Here is a 21,842-nt window from a genome sequence, read left to right on the forward strand (position 1 = left end):
TGAGACCGACTGCAATTTTTTGGCGAATTCAGTCGATGGGAACTTTTTGGCCGTTCGGTGCGTTTACATTGTTAGTACTCGGACCTGAATAGCGGGAGGCGGAAGCGTCATGGGACTGTCTGAGCAAGAACAGCGAATGCTCGATGAGATCGAGTCAGCGCTGTATGCAGAAGACCCTAAGTTTGGGTCGACCATGTCTGGTCATGTGCGGAGTTTCGATGCGCCATCGGCCCCTCGCGGATTCTCCCTGCAGGTTATTGCTCTGATCGGTGTTGGGCTGGTGCTGCTCATTGGCGGTGTTGCTGGAGCGATGGTCAATCTGTGGTTGATTTCCATTTCCGTTCTGGGCTTTTTGCTCATGTTTGGCGCTGGTGTCTGGGCACTGATGGGACAATCGGGCTCTGATTCTGTGTCTCGCAGTGCCAAGTTGGGTGGCGCGCGCAAAACGAAATCGGGTAGGGGATCCAGTGCTGCTCGCGGTGACTCCTCTAATCTGGAATCTCGCTTCCGCGATCGCTTCAACGGTAGGTAAGTCAGTGGCTGCGGCTTCGTGCAGTAGTTAGGTATCTCATAACCACCCCAGATTTTTCTGGGGTGGTTTTTTCGTGCCTGCGACGTGGGTTAACCCACTTCCTCGCGGGGTGGTTCACGGTTCACCTACTACGACCCACCATCGCTCCCCACTTTGCCCCACTTACGCGATTTGGCAGACCAATGAGTGTGTTGACCGGTGATTCCATAGTATCTGGTGCCACTTTAGTCACTCTAGCAACATCGGTTACCCCATCTAGTGAAGTTAAATGCCGTTATTTACGAGGGGCGGGAATTCCTCCCACTTTGACTTTGATGCTCTCGCTTTTAGTTTGTGCAGGTCAGCCGTGGCCCTAGGTGTCTTCTTTTGTTAAGAATGGCTGAATCGCTCGGACTTGTTCGTCGTTTAGCTATTGATAGTGGGGACAAGTGGGGTATTGTGGGGCATGATGTTGAAGAGGTTGGTCAACATTGCAGGAATTGAATAACTGAAAGACAGCGTCCGAGGCCTACAGCGCCACGGATGAAGGGCATCGAATGGGGAAGGAGCCGTTGACTGATGTTCCTCGGCACCTACACCCCAAAGCTTGATGACAAAGGTCGACTCACTTTGCCAGCGAAGTTTCGCGACGAACTGGCGGGCGGGTTGATGGTTACCAAGGGGCAGGATCACTCTCTTGCGGTCTACCCCAAGGATGAGTTCGTCAAGCTGGCGCAACGAGCCACTAAGGCTTCGCGCACCAACACTCGAGCTCGTGCGTTTATCCGCAACCTTGCGGCTAGTACGGATGAGCAACGCCCAGATGGTTCGGGTCGAATCACGCTTAACGCGGACCACCGCAAGTACGCGAATCTGACCAAAGAATGCGTTGTCATCGGTTCTATCGATTTCCTGGAGATCTGGGACGCAGAGTCCTGGGAGGCCTACCAGGCGGAGCATGAGGCTGATTTCTCCGACGGCGAAGATGATTCGCTGTTCGGCGTTCTCTAAGTCGCATCGATTCGCCGACTATGGGAGTGTCCGCATGGACTCTGTCCGGTTGCACCCTGGTGTACTTCCCCGATATCAGGTTGTGGCCGGGCAGGGCCCTGTGAACATTCCCTCCCCATTTAGCAGGGGTCATTCGAGCTGATGGTCACGTACAACTAGCACGCCTCGAGTAATGGGAGGAGGGTTCTTCATGTCGCAAGCACACACCAACAATCAGGACACCGATGTAGCGCAGAATGACGGTGATCGACGTTCTGGTGAGCACGGACACGTGCCGGTATTGCTGCAGCGCGTGACGGATCTCATCTCTCCGGGAGTGGAAGCTGCCCTTGCGGCGGGTCGAACTCCCGTGATTGTCGATGGCACCTTGGGTGCTGGGGGTCATACCGAGTACTTCTTGCAGACGTTTCCAGAAGCTCTCGTAATTGGACTGGATCGTGACATCAATGCTTTGACCTCAGCGCGTGCACGCTTGGCAGCTTTCGAGCATCGTTTCATTGGCGTGCAAACCCGCTTTGATGGTTTGCGAGATCTTGTTGATGGCTCGTTGGCCGACTTCGATGAAGATGTCGCTGATCCGCACGGCATTGTTGCCGCTGCTCGCCAGAATGGTCTCGCCGGTGCCTTGTTTGACCTGGGCGTGTCATCAATGCAGCTCGATCAGGTGCAGCGTGGTTTCGCATACCGCGTCGACGCTCCACTGGATATGCGCATGGATGCATCACAGGGAATTACGGCAGCAGACGTTGTGAATACGTATTCGCACGGCGACCTTGCGCGCATCCTGTCCATCTACGGAGACGAGCGTTTCGCAGGTCGTATCGCGTCCGCAATTCTCCGGGAACGCGACAAGGAACCCTTTAGTACATCGGGTCGTTTGGTCGAATTGCTTTACGACGCGATCCCTGCTGCTTCTCGTCGCACTGGCGGACATCCTGCGAAGCGTACGTTCCAGGCGCTACGCATTGAAGTCAATCGTGAACTGGAAGCACTAGAAAATGTCCTTCCGCAGGTGTGTGATCTGCTCGCTGTCAATGGGCGAGGGGTATTCATGAGCTACCAGAGTTTGGAAGATCGGCTGGTCAAGCGTGATTTCGCTGAATTGGTGAAGTCCACGACTCCGCCAGGGTTGCCAATGGAATTACCCGGACATGAGGCCAAATTCCAGTTGATAACCCGTGGCGCGGAGAAAGCGACCAAGCAAGAAATCGAAGATAATCCGCGCGCCGCACCTGTGCGAGTGCGCTGTATCGAACGAATATTGCCCAACAACTAATAGCCAGTCAGTACACCGCCAGCAACACTGCATCTTCTGGGAGAAAAACACATGGCAGCCACCGTTTTGGACGATGTCAAGGCTCGGACCTCATCCGTCGGGACCGCAACCCCAACTCGTCCTAGCTCGATTCCAGCGAAGCGTACCCGCCCACGTCGCTCGACCTACCGAGGCCGTTTCGGCTCGCAGCAGGTGGTGTCAGTTCGAGGTCGTCGTCTCACGAATACGACGAAAGACCGATCGTCGTTCAACTTTGCCCTTGGCGCGGTGCTGATTGCTGTTGCTGGCATCATCGTGGCCATGGTTTTGTCGGGCTTGTCGACATCGCAGTCCCTCGACCTGAATGCTGCTCGCGAGCGGGAAGTCGACCTGCAGAACAGTGTCGAGGTTCTCGAGCGCGATGTCGCGTACTTGCAGTCGACGGGTGAGATTGCTCGTCGTGCGGGTGAAATGGACATGGTTCACCATGATCAGCCAGCGATTCTGGCTACGGGCGAGGATGGTGTCGTTCGCGAAGTGCGCCCAGGCACCGGCGAGTACCAGAAGATGATCGACTTGAACGGTGGCAGCGATCGTCCTCACGCACCTACCTCTGACCCAGCAGAGACCAAGGTCGTCCCAGGCATGCAGGCGCCAACTATTCAGGAAGCAAATCCAGCAGGTCAGCTACCAGCTACTGCGCCGTATGCTCCGCAGGGCTACCGCACTCCAGCGCCAGCGCCAGCGCCAGCTCCTGCACAGGCTCCAGCTCCAGCAGAAGATAACGCTGCGCCTGCAGGCGAGGCACCACTGCCGGCGCCAGCTCCATAGGTAAGCTGACCGGCGCAACAGTTCTGTGACCGTCGTATTGATCGCATTGCGTTCGCGTCGGTCATCTTGTCGTTTAGTTTGTGATTTTGCATTTTCTGATTCCTAGTCCATTAAGAAGGCGCCTGGCATGATTCGTTCTTCGAATGATTACCGCGATTCGGGGTATGACCGTGAACAACGCAATCATCGAATCAACATGCGTACCGAACAGCGACAGAAGCCACCGCGAAACCGCGAGTTCGCCACAGGTGAGCGTCTTCGGACATCGCACAAGGACTTTGTGCAGCGCCGCAACTGGCTGCAATTGATTGGTCTTCTGGTTGTTATTACCTTGGTCGCGCGTCTGGCTTGGGTACAGCTCATAGTGGGGCCGGATCTGGCCGCACAGGCGCAGAGTCAACGAAGCGTTGAAATCGTTGATCCGGCTCGTCGTGGAGCTATCACGGACCGTAATGGGGCTCAGCTCGCATTCACGATGGAAGCGCGAAGCTTGACGGTGCATCCAGGCACGCTACGTGCATTCATCGACGAGCGTCATCGGCTATATCCTGATCAGACTGATCCGTATGACGAGCGTCTGAAGCAGATCGCTGCTGAGCTTCCAGAAATGCTCGGCGTAAAGAATAAAGATGACGAAGAGGAAAAGAGCTCTCGTCGTCGACAAGCTTCACAGCCTGAACAGGAAGAAGGAATTCAGAATGTTCAGGAATCGATCAGTGCTAAGGAAATCCTTGCGAAGCTGAGAAACGAAAACAGCTCGTACGAGGTGTTGGTCCGAAATGTGGATCCAGACAAGGCCGCGGAAGTTACGAAGAAGTTCCCGGAGCTGGTGGCAGAACGCCAAGATATTCGTCAGTATCCAAATGGTGCGGCAGCAGCGAATTTGATTGGCAAGATCGGCATGGATGGTGTTGGTCAGTTCGGTTTCGAAGCATCGCGGGATTCCACGCTGCAGGGTGTCAATGGTGGAAAAACCATTGATGTCGCTGCAAATGGAATCGCCATTCCGGGTTCGACCCGTGATGTCAATGCGCCTATTGATGGGACGAACTATGAGCTGACCATCGATGTCGACATGCAGTACTACGTTCAGCAGCAGTTGGAACAGGCTGTAGAGAAGTCCGGTGCGAAGTCTGCATCTGCCGTCGTTCTGGATGCAAAGTCTGGCGAGATTTTGTCGATGGCGCAGTCGGGTACGGCAAATCCGAACCGCGACATCGGTGCAGAAGTTGATGCAGGTCGCAATATGAACAACTCCCCAGTGTCGGATCCGTTCGAGCCGGGTTCGGTTGCGAAGATCATTACAGCAGCGGCAGCAATCGAAGATGGGAAGACAACTCCCGATGAGGTCCTGCAAGTTCCAGGATCGATCGAAATGTCTGGCGTGACTGTGCGCGATGCGTGGGAACACGACACGGAAGCCTTCACTACCACTGGTGTCTTTGGTAAATCGTCAAATGTTGGCACGCTGATGTTGGCCGAGCGACTTGGACAGGACCGTTTCGCCGAGGTGTTGCACCTGTTTGGTCTTGGTCAATCAACAGGGGTTGAACTTCCTGGTGAATCCGCAGGTCTAGTGCCACAGCGTCCGCAATGGTCCGGGGGTACGTTCGCTAACCTGCCAATCGGGCAAGGCATGGCAATGACCTTGCTTCAGATGACCGGGGTTTACCAGGCTATTGCAAATGATGGTGAGCGTATCCAGCCTCGTGTCATTCGCAAGGAGACAACGTCGGACGGCACTGTCACGAAGCAGAATCCGCCCGAGCGGGTACGCGTTGTTAGCCCAGAAACTGCTCGCACTGTCCGTGACATGTTCCAGTCCACTATGCAATCGGATGAAACCGGCGTGCAGATGGGTACTGCGGCTGGAAACGATATCGAAGGCTACCGACTATCCGGCAAGACCGGTACGGCACAGAAGGTTGACGAGGAAACGGGCGCATACTCGAACTCTCAGTACTTCATCACCTTTGCTGGTATTGCTCCGGCGGATGATCCTCGGTTCGTCATCGGCATCATGCTCGATGAACCCGTTCGGGGAGTACACGGTGAGGGCGGGCAGTCGGCTGCACCATTGTTCCGTGACATTGCTGCGTGGGCGCTGAATCGTTACAACGTGCCTCCGTCTGCACAGCCAGAACAAACGCTAGTGTTGCAGCCCTAATGAATCGTCAAGAAAAAGACAGTCTTACAAAGACACATCGACAAGGAGGACCAGTCATGGCCGTCACCATCGGAGACGTGGTCGCGCTCTCAGGAGGCACTGTTCATAACGGTGCGGATAGTGCGGATACTGCACTCGTAGGTATGGATCTGAATGCAGCAGCGACTCCTGAAGGTGGATTGTTTGCTGCAGTACCAGGAACTCGTACCCACGGGGCAACGTATGCCAATCAATCCGCAGCAGCTGCAGTACTCACCGATGAGGCAGGGCTGGCACTCCTGAACGAAGCAGGAGAAAAGCGGCCAGTCATCGTCGTCGACGATGTGCGCGCGGTAATGGGTTCCGTTGCGGCGGAGATCTATGGCCGTCCCGTCGACAAGCTGACAATCATTGGTGTGACTGGTACGTCCGGCAAGACGACGACAACGTACATGCTGGAATCCGCGCTGCTTGAAGCGGGATGCGCGACCGGCATTATTGGTACCACCGGCACCCGGATTAATCAGCGAACCGTGCCAAGTAGCTTGACGACTCCGGAAGCACCCTCGTTGCAGCGGTTGTTTTCTGAAATGGTCGACGAAGGCGTGACCCATGTTGTGATGGAAGTGTCGTCGCACGCCCTGTCACTCGGTCGCGTAGCAGGCGTGACTTTCGATGTAGGTTGCTTCCTGAACTTGTCGCAGGATCACTTGGATTTCCACCACACGCTGGAAGAGTACTTCGAAGCGAAGGCATTGCTGTTCCACGGGGACTCCCCAGTACATGCGCGCCATGCAGTTGTTTGCGTGGATGATGCATGGGGGCGTCAGATGGCAGAGATTGCGGGCGAAGATAGCGCTGTCACCGTGGACAAAGTGGCCACACACCGCATGCAGCTGGACGACGCACGGACCAACGACGCGCTGCCAGCAGGCAGCGAGCTTGCCTGGAAAGCCCAAGACGTCACGGTGGCACCGAACGGCATGCAGCAGGTAACGCTCGTCGGAGCTGAGCAGGTGACTCTCGACGTACCACTGCCAGGTGAGTTCAACGTTGCAAACGCAACCGTCGCGTGGGGCGCGTTGGCAGCAGTCGGAATGGCTAACGACGCCGCACAGCGCGGTTTGGCAAAGGTCGCGGTGCCGGGCCGAATGCAGCGAATTGACAAGGGGCAAGACTTCTTGGCCGTTGTTGACTATGCACACAAGCCTGCTGCAGTTGGCGAAGTATTACGTACCCTTCGTGCACAGACCAGCGGCAAAGTCATTGCGGTTGTTGGTGCAGGTGGCGACCGGGATGCTACGAAGCGCCCACTCATGGGAGCAGAGGCTGTCAAGGTTGCTGATGCAGTGTTCGTCACCGACGACAATCCGCGTAGCGAAGAACCTGCCCTGATCCGCGAGGCTGTCGCAAGTGGCGCCTACGACCAGCAGAAGATCGAAAAGGATGCAGGTCGCGATGTCCCAGTCGAGGTCATCGGCGATCGCGCCGAAGCCATTTCCGCGGCGATCAACTTGGCGACGACCGGCGACGCAGTCGTCGTAGCTGGAAAGGGACACGAGACGGGTCAAGAAATCAACGGCGTGATGCATCCGTTTGATGACCGCGAAGAGGTTGCTAAGTCGCTGGAGCGAAAGAAGAGAGTGGACTAGATCATGATTCCAACTACTGCAGGTGAGATTGCCACCATCGTTGGCGGGCAATTGTCGAATCTTGACGCTGCGACCCCAGTTACTGGTCCAGTGGAGTTTGACTCTCGGAAAGTAACCCCCGGCTCTGTATTCTTATGCCTTCCCGGTGCTCGAGTGGACGGCCATGATTTCGCTCAGACTGCCGCTGAAGCAGGAGCAGCGTGTTCGTTGGCCGCACGGCCGGTTGCTGCAGGGGCGATCGTCGTAAAGCCGTTGGGTAAACAAGACTCCAATGCTGATGCGTTTGCGCATGATCCGGATGGATCAGGTGCGGCTGTGCTGGAGGCGCTGGGTAAGTTGGCGCGACATACGGTGGATGCACTGGCGGATCGCGAGCAGTCTGGTCTTCCGGGTGAGAACTTGACGGTAGTTGGAGTAACGGGGTCGGCAGGTAAGACCTCGACGAAGGACATGATGGCGACCGTCCTGCGTACCGCAGGTGAAACGGTTGCACCGAAGGGATCGTTTAACAACGAAATTGGTCACCCTTATACGGTGATGACCTGCACCGAAGATACGAAGTATCTCGTCGCTGAAATGAGTGCTCGCGGTGTCGGCCACATTGCGCATTTGGCTGAGGTTGCTCCGCCGAAGTTTGGCGCTGTGCTGAATGTTGGTACCGCGCACCTGGGCGAGTTCGGTTCCCGCGACGTCATCGCGCAGGCCAAGGGAGAACTCGTCGAATCGCTTCCTGCTGCGGAAGACGGTGGTGTGGCAATTCTGAATGCTGACGACGACTACGTCGCCGGAATGGCACCTCGTACCACCGCAAAGGTGGTGTACTTCTCGACGGACCCTACCAAGGCCGACAGCGCCGATTATGTGGCGAAGGACATCGAGCTTGATGAACTCGCCCGTGCCCGGTTCACTCTGGTGTTCCCGAACCGGGAGGAACATCCGGTAGTGCTGCAGGTCTCGGGTGCTCATCAGGTGTCGAATGCCTTGGCTGCTGCGGCTGTTGGCGTAGAAGCCGGACTTCCAACAAAGCAGGTCGCAGATGCCCTGAGTAGCCATGTCGCTGCATCGGAGCGCCGGATGGACGTGCAAACCCGCGCTGACGGGGTGACTGTCATCAACGATTCGTACAACGCGAATCCTGATTCAATGCGAGCAGGAATTGACGCGTTAGTTCGGTGTGCCAATGCGCGTGACGACGTTCGTTCGTGGGCAGTGCTTGGACAGATGGGGGAGCTGGGCGACAGTGCAACGCAAGAGCATGAGAAACTCGCCGAGAATCTCGCGGAACAAGGCGTCAAAGTGCTGGTTGCCGTGGGAACCAGCGCCAACGTGTGTGCCTTGGCAGAGAAAGCACGTCAGTTGGGGTTAAATACTGTACGGGTCGCAAATACCGACGAAGCAGCGAACGCTGTTTCGGAAAGTATTTCGAGTGATGATGTCGTCTTAGTGAAGGCATCGTATGCAGATGGCCTGTGGCGAGTGGCAGATGCGCTACTTGCGGATGAACACGTTGGACAGAATCTCTCAGATAAAGAGGCGAATTAAGTGACTCAACTCATTGTCAGCGGGGCAATCGCATTCATTGTGTCGGTTTTTCTGACCCCCGTACTTATTCGTAAGTTCTCCGCTGAGGGCATCGGTCAGGAAATCCGTGAAGACGGCCCCAAGAGCCACTTGAAGAAGCGCGGTACGCCCACGATGGGCGGAATCGCGATTATCGCCGGTATCGTCGCTGGCTACGCGATTTCCAGTGTCATTAGCTTTATCCAGACCGGAGCAGGTCCAACGGCATCCGGCTTGCTTGTCATGTTCCTGACGCTGTCGATGGGTGCGTTGGGATTCGCTGATGACTTCATCAAGCTATACAAAGGTCGCAACCTAGGCCTGAACAAAACTGCGAAGTTGGTAGGTCAGCTCGCAGCGGCATTGATCTTCGGTGTATTGCTGCTGCAGTTCCCGGACGCGAACGGCTTGACTCCAGGTTCGACTCAGTTGTCATTCATCCGCGATATTGCACCGTGGAATTTAGCGCCAGGTCCGGTATGGCTCGGGATGATCGTGTTCTTGGTTTTCGTCTACATCGTGATTGCAGCGTGGACGAATGCTGTGAACCTCACCGACGGCCTGGACGGCTTGGCTGCCGGTGCCACCGCTTTGCTGATGGGAACGTACACCATGATTACGTTCTGGCAGTTCCGCAATTCTTGTGAGACATCGGTGGGCCCTGGTTGCTACGACGTTCGTGATCCTCTAGATGTGTCGGTTATCGCCGTTGCAGGCCTTGGTGCATGCCTCGGCTTCCTCTGGTGGAATGCAGCACCAGCAAAGATCTTCATGGGCGATACTGGTTCGCTCGCGCTAGGTGGACTCGTTGCAGCATTGTCGTTCGTCACGAAGACCGAGCTGCTGATGGTGATCATCGGCTTCCTGTTCGTCATGGAAGTTGCCTCGGTTGCTATTCAGATTGCGGTCTTCCAGACCACGGGCAAGCGAGTCTTCCGTATGGCTCCAATTCACCACCACTTTGAAAACGGTGGGTGGGCTGAAACGACCGTCGTCATTCGCTTTTGGCTCCTTGCTGCAATCTTCAACATTTTGGGTTCGGCCATCTTCTACAGTGATTGGCTCCTACAGGTAGGCGTTTTGCAATGACACATTCCACTGACCATGCAGATCTGACGGCTCTGGTTCGATCCGGCCGGGTCCTGGTTGCGGGCGCGGGAGTGTCTGGTGCAGGTGCTGTGAAGATGCTGGCTGACCTTGGTTGCCCGGAGATTTATCTCGTTGATGATTCCGAACAGCGAGGCACGGAGCTGGCAACCGCGCATGGGATTCAGTGGTCTGACACGAATACTGCCCAGGAGCTGCTTGCAGATGCCGCAGCAGTTGTTACGTCTCCTGGATGGCCACCATCGGCTCCATTGTTTGCTGCAGCCGCAGCTGCTGGAGTGCCCGTCGTCGGTGATGTTGCCATCGCCTACGCTGGTGATCGTTCGGGGGTTTGGGGAGAGCCTCGTACCTGGCTCGTGGTTACCGGTACAAATGGCAAAACGACGACCACTGCCATGCTGGCTGCCATGATTGGTGATCGGGGATCCGCAGTCGGAAACATCGGAGTCGCTCTTCACGACGCGCTGAGCGCACCAGAGCGGATCGAGGTTCTCGCAGCCGAGCTGTCGAGCTTCCAGTTGCATTGGGCACCGAATCTCAAGCCTGATGCAGGGGTGCTGCTTAACCTGGCAGAAGACCATATTGATTGGCACGGCTCCTATCAAAACTACGCTGAGGACAAGGCGCGAGCCTTGACAGGTTCGATTGCTGTATACGGTGCAGATGACGACGACGTCGTAAAGCATGTCGCTCGCCTGCGGGCCAGCGGTGAGCTTGGGGCAACAGTGGTCGGGTTTACCGAAAGGGAACCAGCAGCGGGCGATATTGGTGTCGTTGACGGTTACATCGTTGACAGGGCTTTTTCTGACGGGGAAAAGATCGCTCCGATCGACGGGATTTCTCCTCCGGGGCGAGCAGGCGTGTTGGATGCGCTTGCGGCGACATCGCTAGCTCGAGCAATCGGCGTTCCGGCATCTGATATTGCAGCAGCACTGGCGGTCTTCACAGTCAATGCGCATCGTGGCCAAGAAGTTCATAACGCTCGTGGAGTGTCGTGGATTGACGACTCCAAGGCTACGAACCCTCATGCCGCCAATGCCGCGCTTTCTGGACATGACTCTGTGGTTTGGGTCGCGGGTGGTCAGTTGAAGGGTGCTGATGTGGGGGAGCTCGTCGAAAAGCACGCCCACAGGTTCCGTGCCGTCGTGGCGTTAGGTGTGGATGCTCAGATCATCGCCGATGCGGTAAAGGCGATTGATGCTGCAATCCCAGTGACGTTAATTTCAGAGAAAGACCCGGCGGTCGCTATGCAGCAATCCTGCGCGGCGGCAGCTGCGGCAGCACATTCCGGTGATGTCGTACTACTCGCACCCGCTGCAGCCAGCCTGGACATGTACACAGGTATGGCTCAGCGAGGAGACATGTTTGCCCAATACGCACGAGAGACGTAAGCAGTGACAGATCGCACTCACACTTCAGGTTCGAAGCGCCCGTCCCGACCGGCCGGCGCCTCTTCATCGCGTGCAACGGCTGCGAAGGCAGAACGGCCAGTAAAGTCAGCGGGCCCTTCCAGCCGAGGCGGTGGTCGCATGGTGTGGCGTGATGCAATCGAGGATTGGAAGTCACGGCCACTGTCGGACTACAACTTGCTGCTGATTATCGTCGGTCTTCTCACCGGTATTGGTCTCGTCATGGTGCTATCTGCATCAATGGCAAAGGCTGGTACCGAATCCGGCAACGTCTGGAGCGTGTTTATCCGCCAGACTGGCATGGTCATTTTCGGTTTGGTGGCCATGTGGTTTGTCGTGAGAATGCGCGTGGAAATCATTCGGCGGTTTTCGATCGTTGCGCTTTTGGGGTCACTTGTCTTGCTTATCCTCGTCATCATTCCCGGCATCGGTGTCGGTATGGAAGAAACGGGTGCGCAGTCGTGGCTGAACATCGGTGGCATGTCAGTACAGCCATCGGAGATCGCGAAGATCGCTATGGCTATGTGGGGCTCCAAGATCCTGGCTGATCGCACTCGAACTGCAACGACAACGAAGGAATTGTTCGGCGTCTTTGGTGTCGTTTCTGCCGTAATTTTGATGTTGGTGTTGCTGCAGCGCGACCTCGGCATGGTGGGTTCGATGTCTTTCGTCGTGCTCGCTCTAGCGTGGTTTGCTGGTTTGCCTCGCTGGATTGTTGCTGCCATCGGTGTATCCGGCGTCGTGTTGATGGTGGTGTTCTCTGTCTTGGAGAGCTTCCGTTCTGCGCGTTTCCGTGTCTACTTCGATTCGCTGCTGGGGAACTTCAATGACGTGCGTGGCGACGCGTACCAGTCTTACCAAGGCTTCCTGTCTCTGGCTGATGGCTCTATGACGGGCGTTGGCCTCGGCCAGTCGAATGCAAAATGGTTCTACCTGCCTGAAGCCAACAACGACTTCATCTTCGCCATCATTGGTGAAGAACTGGGCTTCATCGGCGCCGGAATTGTCATTCTGTTGTACGCCGCTCTCGGCTGGGTTGGACTTCGTATTTCAGCGAAGCAGGTGGACCCATTTCTTCGTTTGATGGCGGCGACTGTTACCGCTGCTACGGTGGTACAGGCGTTCATCAATATCGGTTATGTCGTTGGCGTACTTCCCGTCACTGGCTTGCAGCTACCGCTGATTTCCGCAGGCGGTACGTCGGCTTTCGTCACCCTCGCGTCGATGGGCCTGCTTTTGACGTGTGCACGTCACGAGCCTGAGGCCATTTCTGCAATGCAAACATCCGGGCGTCCAGCTATCGATCGCCTACTTGGAATCCCAGAGCCGATTGCCTACGACCCGTCCGCACGCGATCCACGGCCAGTTCGCACTCACCGCGAGACCCAGCGCTTCGGCGCCCCGGTTTCGGTGGCGGGCGTGCAAGAACGTGACGACGACCCCACGGGCCCACGTCGCAGCTCTGGCTCTGGCGGACACTCGAATCGGGCGAACCTGAATCGACAATCCAGAACGGAGCGGGTGGAACGCCGCCAACGACGAGATCGGCGTGATGAGAATCGTCGTAACGTAGATCGTCGTGGCGTTGATCGACGTGACGCCCCGATGTTTGAGAGCAACACGCGCGCTCGTGGCGGAGATATGTACCGTCAGAAGCAACGTGATGGTCGGTCGGTGCGGCCGATTGGCGAACGTCGTCCGGTGAGAGACCAACGAACTAGCTCAATGAGGAGAGAGAACCGTGACTACAGGCAACGATAAGGCCGTCTACACCAAGGCGGATGGCTCGGCACCATCCATCGTTGTTGCTGGTGGAGGTACCGCGGGTCATATTGAACCTGCCTTGGCTGTTGCCGATGCGATTCGCGAACTCTGTCCCGAAGCAACGGTGACGGCACTTGGCACGTCCCGTGGTTTGGAATCGACGTTGGTACCGGCTCGCGGGTATGAGTTGAAGTTGATTCCCCCTGTGCCGGTTCCACGCAAGCCGAATGTGGACTTGTTGAAGCTGCCGTTCCGGGTAGCTGATTCAGTGCGCCAGACCCGGAAGGTACTGGACGAAGTACAGGCAGATGCTGTCATTGGCTTTGGTGGCTACGTATCAGCGCCTGCGTACTTGGCGTGCAGGAAGGGACGAAAGATTCCGTTCCTTGTTCATGAGGCAAATGCACGTGCCGGCATGGCAAACAAGCTGGGTGTGCGTTTAGGCGGTGAGGGCTTGGCTGCGGTTTCGGGTTCCGGTTTGGATGCAGAGGTCGTCGGCATTCCAGTTCGCGCAGCGCTAGCAAACCTGGACAGGGAAGCTCTACGCGCTGAGGCTCGCGAGTTCTTTGGCTTGCCTCAGGATGGCTTGGTTTTGTTTGTTACCGGCGGTTCGCAGGGCGCGCAGTCGATTAACAAGGCACTGACGGGTGCAGCTGCTGCACTTGCCGAAGCCGGCATTTCCGTTTTGCACGCATACGGCAAAAAGAACTCAGTTGAGGTCGAATCCACAAACGAGAAAGCCCCATATGTTGCGGTGCCGTACATCGACCGGATGGATCTCGCGTACTCAGCAGCTGACCTGATTTTGTGTCGCTCCGGTGCCATGAGCGTCGCGGAGATTTCCGCAGTGGGATTGCCAGCGGTGTATGTTCCTTTGCCTCACGGCAATGGTGAGCAAGCACTGAATGCCACTGACATTGTCGAAGCTGGCGGCGGTTTGCTCATCGCAGATGCGACGCTGACTCCGGCAACGGTTAAGGACACTGTTATTCCTTTGCTTCGCGACGAAGATCGTCTCAATGGCATGGCTGCCGCAACAAAAGCTCACGGGCACAGCTCGGCAGCTGAGGTTATCGCTGCTCGTGTCCTCAGCGCGGCGTGCAAGTAACATCACGAACTTTCACAACTATTTCGACATCATTTCGACTCACCACATAAAAGGGATTTCACACACATGTCTGACCTGAATTTTGACGCATTCCAGCCAGTGACGGAACCGTTGCCGGCAAGCGTTCACATGATTGGTATTGGTGGCGCGGGTATGTCGGGTGTTGCTCGAATTCTTCTCGCTCGTGGAGTCCGGGTGTCTGGTTCCGATATGAAGGAATCACGCGCAGTCATCGGACTCCGCGCTATGGGTGCATCGATTGAGATCGGCCACGCTGTCGATAATTTGGAGATCAGCGGTTCGTTGCCGGACGCAATTGTTGTGTCCTTTGCTGCGATTCCGCAGGATAACCCGGAGTTGGCTCGTGCCAAGGAACTGGGGATTCCAGTGCTCAAGCGCTCCGACGTACTCGCAATGCTGATGCGTGACAACCGTGCGTTGCTGATTGCCGGTACCCACGGAAAGACATCCACCACCTCTATGACTGTTGCTGCATTGCAGGCAGCGGGCATCGATCCTTCATTCGCAGTGGGTGGTCTGATGTCGAAGGCCGGCGTCAACGCGCATCAGGGCACCGGCGACGTGTTCGTTGCAGAAGCCGACGAATCCGATGCCTCTCTGTTGACGTATGCGCCTCAGGTCGCCGTCGTCACGAATATTGAGCCAGACCACCTCGACTTCTTCGGAACTGAAGAGAAGTACTTCCAAGTTTTCGATGAGTTCGCTAAGCGTCTTGTCGACGGTGGCACATTGGTCGTTTGCGCTGAAGACGAGCACGCTGCCGCGTTGGGTGAGCGTGCGGTTGCCGAGGGGCTCAATGTGCTGGCCTACGGTGGCCCGGAAGCTCTCAAGGCGCATTCTTCCTTGCCAGTAGGCGCGGAATTGCATGGCTGGACGTCTATCGGAGGTGGCGCAAAGATTGAAGCAACCGTGATGGACACTCCAGTGTCCTTTGAATTGCAGCAGCCTGGCCGACATATGGCGCTCAATGCTCTTGCCGCGTTGGTTGCCGGTAACTGCGTCGATGCCGATTTGGCGCGCATGGCTCGTGGCTTGGGTGAGTTCACGGGTGTTCGTCGTCGCTTCGATTACCACGGCGCAGTGGCAAGCGGTCAGTTCGAAGGCGCTCGTGTATATGACGATTACGCACACCATCCAACTGAGGTGCGTGCTGTGCTGGGTGCGGCCCGTGAGATTGTGGACGATGCGAAGGCCGGCAACGTCATCGCAGTTTTCCAGCCACACTTGTACTCGCGTACCCAGAATTTCTCCCAGGAATTCGCTGAGGCACTGTCGTTGGCAGACAAGGTCATTGTGCTGGATGTTTTTGGCGCACGTGAACAGCCAATCCCAGGTGTTGACGGCAACCTAATCGCCAAGGATGTCACCGTACCGGCTATTTTCGAGCCACACTTCGCATCCGCACCGGAGCGGGTAGCGGAGATTGCCGCAAGTCGGGATGTCATTCTCACCATCGGTGCTGGTAGCGTCACAATGCTTGCCGACGAGATCCTCGCTGAGCTTGGATCCGTGAAGGAGGACAACGCTGGTGTCTGATCCCACTGATAACGATGAGCAGCTGTTGGATCCAGCAACCGATGACACTGCAGCAGACGATGCAGATGACACTTCGTCGCGTGCTCGCAGCGCCAAGCGAGTAAAGCGATCTGGCACTCGTGGTGGTAGCCGCGTACGGGCGATCGGAGCCGCTGTCGTTGCACTCATCGTGATCATCGCGGCTGTATGGGCCGTGCTGTGGTTCACACCGGTTGCGACAGTGAAGCAGATCAACGTGGAAGGTGTCGTCAATGGCAATGCTGAAGAAATTCGTATTGCCTCGGGGATCTCTGAAGGGACACCAGTAGCTCGCGTAGATACAGTGTCTGCTGCGCGCAATGTCGCCTCGCAACCGTGGGTTGACGCTGTGACTGTTGGACGAAAGTGGCCATCCGCGATCACCGTGAAAGTCACCGAGTTCACACCAGCCCTGATGATTCGGGCTTCCGATGGCGCCCACATCATCGATACTAACGGCGTGGAATTTACGACGATCGACTTTGCAGCACCTGCGCCGGTTGGCGCAGTGGAGTTGACTGGAGCTCCTCAGGTAGATGCACCAGAGCCAGGAAAAGTTGGAATCGACCCAGGCGTGCTGGAATCGGTATTGGGCGTTGTCAACGCGATGCCACAGGTTGTTCGCGAGCAATTGGCACGAGTGGAAGCTCCCGGTGCAGCTGAAGTCACTTTGCAAATGAAGGACGGACGAGAATTCTTCCTGGGTTCATCGGATATGGCAAAGGAAAAGGGTAGAGCTGTGGAACTACTCCTGCCTCGTGAAGAGCAGAAGTGGAATGTCTCGAATCCACATGAACCGACGGTTCGCCTCTAGTACAAAAACTTCGACGACTCTCGTTTGCGATAACGGGAGTCGTCGAAAAGTTTGTGGAGGATTTTCTTGAAATATTTTTCGGTGTCGTAATTCAGACTAACCGTGGCTGTTTGCCCGCAATCGTGTTGCCAGCGTTACTCATGTGAAAATCGCAGCGTATTGATGAGATTAGCCCTCAAGTTTGACTTGAGGCTAGCGACACGCCGGGAGTGTGAGTGACAGACATTTTCGGGTTGAATCAACGAAGATGGACGCAACAGCAAGCAGGGATCGTAAACAATGAAGAAAGGGCGAGAACAACGCAATGACCTCCCCGAATAACTACCTCGCCGTAATTAAGGTCGTCGGAGTCGGCGGTGGCGGTGTCAACGCCGTCAACCGAATGATCGAGGAGGGGCTAAAGGGCGTCGAGTTTATCGCCGTCAATACCGACTCGCAGGCTTTGATGTTCTCCGACGCAGACGTCAAGCTTGATATCGGTCGTGAAGCAACCCGTGGTCTTGGCGCTGGCGCTAACCCAGAGGTCGGCCGTACCTCTGCGGAAGATCACAAGGATGAAATTGAGGAAACCATCAAGGGTGCGGACATGGTGTTCGTTACTGCTGGTGAGGGTGGTGGAACCGGTACCGGCGCTGCTCCTGTTGTCGCGAATATCGCTAAGAAGTCCGGCGCGCTGACCGTTGGCGTTGTTACCCGCCCATTCTCCTTTGAGGGACGTCGTCGCACCAAGCAGGCACTCGAGGGTATCGAGGCTCTCAAGGAAGCTTGTGACACGCTGATCGTTATTCCTAACGATCGCCTGCTGCAGATCGGTGACCCAAACATTGGCATCATGGAAGCCTTCCGCGCTGCTGATGAGGTGCTGTTTAACGGCGTCCAGGGTGTAACCAACCTGATCACCACCCCAGGCGTCATTAACCTTGACTTCGCAGACGTCCGCTCAGTCATGGCTGATGCGGGTTCGGCACTGATGGGCATTGGCTCGTCTCGCGGTGAGAACCGTGCGCGTGAAGCTGTCGAGTTGGCAATCAACTCGCCACTGTTGGAAAACACCATGTCCGGCGCTCGTGGCGTGCTGCTGTCGTTTGCTTCTGGCTCGGACTTGGGTATCCACGAAGTCAATGAAGCTGCAACCATCGTTGAAGAGCTCGCAGACCCAGATGCGAACATCATTTTCGGTACCATCATCGACGACAACTTGGGCGACGAAATTCGCGCCACAGTCATCGCGACCGGTTTCGAAGACCTGCACGGCGACCAGGCGAAGCCAGCTAAGCCAGCGCAGACTGCACGTCCAGCACAGTCCGCTCCACAGGAGCAGCCGACACGAGTTAGCAACGAGATCCCTGGTGGAGACAACCTTCGCTCCACCGAACGCCCAGCTGCACGCCCAGAGCGCAATGAGCCAGCTCCAGCGGATTACCGCGATGAGCGTGAGCGCGAGCCACGTGGCGACCGCAACGAGGACCGCTACGACCAGGATCGTTTCACCCCGCGCACGAACGTAAGCTCCCGTTCCGGTGGCCTGTTCACCGATAACGGCCTGCGTGACCGCGACGAGAACTACCGCGGTGCGCATCGTATGGATGATTCTCGCGACGACCGCCGTTACGACGACCGCCGTGATGACCGTCGTGACGATCGTCGCGATGACCGCCGTGATGATCGTGATGACCGTCGCGGTGGCTACGACCCAAGCAGCGATCTGCCACAGTGGGGCTTCTAAGCTTCAGCGGCGCTAGGCATTCCTAGCTGCGACCTTGCTTGAAGAGCCCGCCAGCTCCTGAAGGGGAGACGGTGGGCTCTTTTTCTGTATATTTCAGCTATGACCTCTCATTCTGATGATCGCCGGCACCGCAAAATCTTTACAACCCGGCACGGCGGTTATTCGACGGCCCCATTCGATTCCTTCAACCTCGGCGACCATGTTGGTGACGATCCGGAAAACGTTGCTAAGAATCGGCGTCGTCTAGCAGAGGGGTTGGGAATTGCGCCTGAAAACTTCGTCTACATGGAGCAAGTCCATTCGAACAATGTCACTGTGATCGACGGCCCTGTTAACGAGCCCGTGGAAACCACAGATGCTCTCATCACCGCAACCCCAGGGCTGGCGTTGGTGGTTCTGGTCGCGGACTGCGTTCCGGTACTGCTTTCCGACGACGATGCCGGCATTGTTGCCGCTGTCCATGCAGGGCGGATGGGTGCGCGAAATGGAGTCGTCCGCAAGACAGTGGAGAAGATGATCGAGCTGGGTAGTAAGCCAGCCAATATTCATTGTCTCCTGGGGCCAGCGGCTTCGGGAGCGCATTACGAGGTTCCCGAGTCGATGGCGATCGATGTAGAAAATCGCCTGCCCGGTTCGCGCACCCGGACTAAAAAGGGAAGCCACGGTATTGATGTCCGTGCTGGGATCATTCATCAACTCGTCGGCATCGGGGTTAGCAACATTAATGCCGACCCGCGGTGCACGATTGATGACCACAGCTTTTTCTCGTACCGCCGTGAAGGAAAAACTGGCCGTCAAGCTGGGGTTATTGTGCTCACCAGCTAAGAGGAAACTGGCGGAGAAAATTCTGTCCTGGGCGTGTCTGCACCGTGAAAGGCATACCTAAACGGTACGTTGGGTGGCAGTACTGATTGAGCCGATCAGATGACACCACCCACGTAAGCCCTACAACGAAAAGAAGGACGTCAACATGGCCAACATGATGCGCAAGGTATCTGACTACTTTGGTCTGACCCCAAGTGACAACGAGCGTTACGAGGCTGAAGGATACGATGACTACGATCGTCGTGAAGTAGATACCTACGCTGACGAGTACCGCAGCGATCGTGACCTGCGTGATCGTGAGGACATGCCACGTCGTGAAGAGCGTGAAAGCCGTTACGAGTCCCGTCGCCCAGTAGATCTGCGTCCGATGGACACGCCAGTTGAGCCACAGCACATTTTCGTTGAGCCAAAGAGCGACTTCCAGGATCGTTACTCCAATGCTCCAGAGATTGGTCGTCACTTCCGTGATGGCGATATTGTCACTTTCGATCTGAGTGAGCTGGATCCAGCACAGCAGAAGCGTTACCTGGACTTCGCTGCAGGCTTGGCATTTGCTTTGCGTGGTCGCATTAAGGCTGACGGCCCAGTGATCTCTCTGCTGCCAGAAGGCGTGTCGCCAGCCGATATCGAGCGCGACCGGATGTCTGTCTAAACTAGCTACCGTGCAATTAATTCTTGGCGTTCTACTAATTCTCGTGCAGGTATTTACCTACCTGCTGCTGATGCGAATTGTGATTGAAATGATTCAATCCTTTTCTAAAGCGTGGCGACCTGGCAGGTTGTTCTCTAGCATTGGTGAGATCATTTTTGTGATCACTGACCCGCCGGTCAAATTGCTGCGTCGGCTCATTCCGCCGTTGCCAATGGGTGGTGTTTCGGTGGATATGTCTGTGCTCGTTTTGTTCTTCATTCTGATGATTCTTCAGATGGTGTTGCAGAGCGTCGCACTTCAAGGCGCACCTTTCTAAGCGCCGGGGGTAATCCGGGGGCATAGACGGCAAGGGATCCTGACCAAATGTGGTCGGGGTCCCTTTTTTGTTGGGCGCAGCTTTCTAAACCCGCAGGGTAATGCAAAGGTTGAGGGGTTCCCAGACGTTCACGTAGATTGAACGTAGCTAACGCCGGTGTTCAATCTGTACGTCAGCCTGAGAGTTTTCACAGGTTATAGGTAACATGGACTCGGTAATAGCTATTATCGCTGAAAACGCTCCACTTGAAGTGAAGGGGAACTCTCCATGCGGCTGACTCCAGCTGATGTGCATAACGTGGCCTTTAGTAAGCCACCAATTGGCAAGCGCGGTTACAACGAGGACGAGGTAGATCAGTTCCTCGACTTGGTTGAAGAAGCTCTCGCAAATCTTCAGGATGAGAATGAAGAGCTCCGCGCCGAGGTCGAAGAGCTGAAGGATCAGGTCAAGAGCGGCGCTGTTGCTGATTCTTCCGATTCTGACTCCACCGGTGCTGTTTCCGACACTGACGCTGTTGACGAAGACAAGCTCCGCGAGGAGATTGAGGCACAGCTGCGCGAGGAATACGAAGCTCGCTTGGCAGAGGACACTGAGCGCATCAAGGCTGACGCTGACGAGCGCGTTCGTTCCGCACAGGAGCGTGTGGAAGAGGCAGAGAAGCGTGCTGAGGAAGCATCTGCAGGCGAGTCCGCACAGCCAATGGCTGCTGTCGCAATGCCAGCTGCTGCACCAGGTGAGCCAGCAACCCCAGAAACCCACATGCAGGCTGCACGCGTGCTTGGTCTCGCACAGGAGATGGCGGATCGCCTGACTTCTGATGCGAAGAACCAGTCGGACTCCATGCTGACTGAGGCACGCACCCTGGCGGACACCACCGTCACCGACGCGAACAACGAAGCAGAGCAGACCCTCACCAGCGCTCGCAAGGAAGCTGAAGAGACTCTGACCAGCGCTCGCAACGAGGCAGAGGAAACTCTGACCAGCGCTCGCCAGGAAGCTGACGAGACCCTGACCAACGCTCGCGAGACCGCTAACAAGCTGGTCACCGACGCTCAGATCGAGGCGGAGAACACCCTCACTGACGCTCGCCAGCGTGCAGATCAGATGGTCACCGACGCGGACAACCGCTCGAACGCAACCATCAAGTCTGCGGAAGAAAAGGCTATCGCACTGCAGGAAGATGCAGAGCGCAAGCACACCGAGATCATGACTACGGTCAAGTCTCAGCAGTCCGCACTCGAGGGTCGTATCGACGAACTGCACACCTTCGAGCGCGAGTACCGCACTCGTTTGAAGACCTTCCTGGAATCGCAGCTGGAGGATCTCCACACTCGCGAATCCGCTGCACCAGCAGAGGGCTACAACAACTAAGGTGCTGATTGCCGAGGGGCGTCGTAAAGCGATGGCGACTCGGCAATAGTACGGACGCAATTTTGCGTTTTCGGCGAATAGCTTTCCTTACCGCACGTGGTACTCCTTTCGGAGTACACGTGCGGTTTGTTGCATTTATGGAAAAGTTGCAGAAGCGGGCTATAATCAAGCGTCATACACGTGTTGATCCGGCTATCACCGGGGAGCGT

At 56.3% G+C, this 21,842-nt stretch carries 18 protein-coding genes; all 18 read left to right on the forward strand.

Annotated features, from left to right (window positions below; translation table 11 throughout):
• Positions 1-109 precede the first annotated feature (109 nt).
• Positions 110-532, forward strand: a complete 423-nt coding sequence (locus WG938_RS10060; RefSeq protein ID WP_339980110.1) for a DUF3040 domain-containing protein — start codon at positions 110-112, stop codon at positions 530-532.
• 558 nt (positions 533-1,090) lie between these two features.
• Positions 1,091-1,522: a division/cell wall cluster transcriptional repressor MraZ gene (mraZ, locus tag WG938_RS10065; protein WP_339980111.1), complete on the forward strand. Its 432-nt coding sequence runs from the start codon at positions 1,091-1,093 to the stop codon at positions 1,520-1,522.
• A gap of 190 nt (positions 1,523-1,712) precedes the next feature.
• Positions 1,713-2,798 carry a 16S rRNA (cytosine(1402)-N(4))-methyltransferase RsmH gene (rsmH, locus tag WG938_RS10070; protein WP_339980112.1) on the forward strand — a complete coding sequence of 362 codons (1,086 nt, stop codon included), beginning with the start codon at positions 1,713-1,715 and terminating at the stop codon, positions 2,796-2,798.
• Between the two features lie 51 nt (positions 2,799-2,849).
• Positions 2,850-3,608 carry a hypothetical protein gene (locus WG938_RS10075; protein WP_339980114.1) on the forward strand — a complete coding sequence of 253 codons (759 nt, stop codon included), beginning with the start codon at positions 2,850-2,852 and terminating at the stop codon, positions 3,606-3,608.
• A gap of 127 nt (positions 3,609-3,735) precedes the next feature.
• A complete protein-coding gene (locus tag WG938_RS10080) occupies positions 3,736-5,775 on the forward strand; it encodes a peptidoglycan D,D-transpeptidase FtsI family protein (RefSeq protein ID WP_339980116.1) in 2,040 nt (679 codons plus the stop codon).
• A 56-nt stretch (positions 5,776-5,831) separates the two neighbouring features.
• Positions 5,832-7,406: a UDP-N-acetylmuramoyl-L-alanyl-D-glutamate--2,6-diaminopimelate ligase gene (locus WG938_RS10085; RefSeq protein WP_339980117.1), complete on the forward strand. Its 1,575-nt coding sequence runs from the start codon at positions 5,832-5,834 to the stop codon at positions 7,404-7,406.
• A 3-nt stretch (positions 7,407-7,409) separates the two neighbouring features.
• Positions 7,410-8,948 (forward strand): UDP-N-acetylmuramoyl-tripeptide--D-alanyl-D-alanine ligase, encoded by a 1,539-nt coding sequence (locus WG938_RS10090; protein WP_339980118.1) that lies wholly within the window; start codon positions 7,410-7,412, stop codon positions 8,946-8,948.
• On the forward strand, positions 8,949-10,055 hold the full coding sequence (gene mraY, locus WG938_RS10095) for a phospho-N-acetylmuramoyl-pentapeptide-transferase (protein WP_339980119.1): 1,107 nt from the start codon (positions 8,949-8,951) through the stop codon (positions 10,053-10,055). It begins immediately after the preceding gene.
• The gene (gene murD, locus WG938_RS10100; RefSeq protein ID WP_339980120.1) at positions 10,052-11,464 is read left to right on the forward strand and encodes a UDP-N-acetylmuramoyl-L-alanine--D-glutamate ligase; all 1,413 of its coding nucleotides are present in this window, start codon (positions 10,052-10,054) and stop codon (positions 11,462-11,464) included. The genes mraY and murD overlap by 4 nt, the downstream gene beginning before the upstream one ends.
• A 3-nt stretch (positions 11,465-11,467) precedes the next feature.
• The gene (gene ftsW, locus WG938_RS10105) at positions 11,468-13,243 is read left to right on the forward strand and encodes a putative lipid II flippase FtsW (protein WP_339980122.1); all 1,776 of its coding nucleotides are present in this window, start codon (positions 11,468-11,470) and stop codon (positions 13,241-13,243) included.
• Positions 13,224-14,354 carry an undecaprenyldiphospho-muramoylpentapeptide beta-N-acetylglucosaminyltransferase gene (murG, locus tag WG938_RS10110; RefSeq protein WP_339980123.1) on the forward strand — a complete coding sequence of 377 codons (1,131 nt, stop codon included), beginning with the start codon at positions 13,224-13,226 and terminating at the stop codon, positions 14,352-14,354. The genes ftsW and murG overlap by 20 nt, the downstream gene beginning before the upstream one ends.
• A gap of 66 nt (positions 14,355-14,420) precedes the next feature.
• Entirely contained in the window at positions 14,421-15,911 is a 1,491-nt protein-coding gene (murC, locus tag WG938_RS10115) for a UDP-N-acetylmuramate--L-alanine ligase (protein WP_339980124.1), read from the forward strand.
• Positions 15,904-16,743: a cell division protein FtsQ/DivIB gene (locus WG938_RS10120; RefSeq protein WP_339980125.1), complete on the forward strand. Its 840-nt coding sequence runs from the start codon at positions 15,904-15,906 to the stop codon at positions 16,741-16,743. The genes murC and WG938_RS10120 overlap by 8 nt, the downstream gene beginning before the upstream one ends.
• A gap of 304 nt (positions 16,744-17,047) precedes the next feature.
• Entirely contained in the window at positions 17,048-18,469 is a 1,422-nt protein-coding gene (gene ftsZ, locus WG938_RS10125; protein ID WP_339980126.1) for a cell division protein FtsZ, read from the forward strand.
• A gap of 99 nt (positions 18,470-18,568) precedes the next feature.
• Positions 18,569-19,294, forward strand: coding sequence for a peptidoglycan editing factor PgeF (gene pgeF, locus WG938_RS10130; RefSeq protein ID WP_339980127.1), 726 nt, complete (start codon positions 18,569-18,571; stop codon positions 19,292-19,294).
• A 145-nt stretch (positions 19,295-19,439) separates the two neighbouring features.
• Positions 19,440-19,946, forward strand: coding sequence for a cell division protein SepF (locus tag WG938_RS10135; protein WP_339980128.1), 507 nt, complete (start codon positions 19,440-19,442; stop codon positions 19,944-19,946).
• A 10-nt stretch (positions 19,947-19,956) separates the two neighbouring features.
• Positions 19,957-20,262, forward strand: coding sequence for a YggT family protein (locus WG938_RS10140; protein WP_339980129.1), 306 nt, complete (start codon positions 19,957-19,959; stop codon positions 20,260-20,262).
• 267 nt (positions 20,263-20,529) lie between these two features.
• A complete protein-coding gene (locus WG938_RS10145) occupies positions 20,530-21,633 on the forward strand; it encodes a DivIVA domain-containing protein (protein WP_339980130.1) in 1,104 nt (367 codons plus the stop codon).
• The last annotated feature ends 209 nt before the right edge of the window (positions 21,634-21,842 follow it).

Origin of the sequence: Corynebacterium sp. H113 (genome assembly GCF_037572315.1) — a bacterium.
Lineage (GTDB): Bacteria > Actinomycetota > Actinomycetes > Mycobacteriales > Mycobacteriaceae > Corynebacterium.

Excerpts from the sequence above, each read along its gene's own strand:
- WG938_RS10060 (WP_339980110.1), top strand. The coding sequence starts at position 110 with ATGGGACTGTCTGAGCAAGAACAGCGAATGCTCGATGAGATCGAGTCA.
- mraZ (WP_339980111.1), top strand. The coding sequence starts at position 1,091 with ATGTTCCTCGGCACCTACACCCCAAAGCTTGATGACAAAGGTCGACTC.
- rsmH (WP_339980112.1), top strand. The coding sequence starts at position 1,713 with ATGTCGCAAGCACACACCAACAATCAGGACACCGATGTAGCGCAGAAT.
- WG938_RS10075 (WP_339980114.1), top strand. The coding sequence starts at position 2,850 with ATGGCAGCCACCGTTTTGGACGATGTCAAGGCTCGGACCTCATCCGTC.
- WG938_RS10080 (WP_339980116.1), top strand. The coding sequence starts at position 3,736 with ATGATTCGTTCTTCGAATGATTACCGCGATTCGGGGTATGACCGTGAA.
- WG938_RS10085 (WP_339980117.1), top strand. The coding sequence starts at position 5,832 with ATGGCCGTCACCATCGGAGACGTGGTCGCGCTCTCAGGAGGCACTGTT.
- WG938_RS10090 (WP_339980118.1), top strand. The coding sequence starts at position 7,410 with ATGATTCCAACTACTGCAGGTGAGATTGCCACCATCGTTGGCGGGCAA.
- murD (WP_339980120.1), top strand. The coding sequence starts at position 10,052 with ATGACACATTCCACTGACCATGCAGATCTGACGGCTCTGGTTCGATCC.
- murC (WP_339980124.1), top strand. The coding sequence starts at position 14,421 with ATGTCTGACCTGAATTTTGACGCATTCCAGCCAGTGACGGAACCGTTG.
- ftsZ (WP_339980126.1), top strand. The coding sequence starts at position 17,048 with ATGACCTCCCCGAATAACTACCTCGCCGTAATTAAGGTCGTCGGAGTC.
- pgeF (WP_339980127.1), top strand. The coding sequence starts at position 18,569 with ATGACCTCTCATTCTGATGATCGCCGGCACCGCAAAATCTTTACAACC.
- WG938_RS10135 (WP_339980128.1), top strand. The coding sequence starts at position 19,440 with ATGGCCAACATGATGCGCAAGGTATCTGACTACTTTGGTCTGACCCCA.
- WG938_RS10145 (WP_339980130.1), top strand. The coding sequence starts at position 20,530 with ATGCGGCTGACTCCAGCTGATGTGCATAACGTGGCCTTTAGTAAGCCA.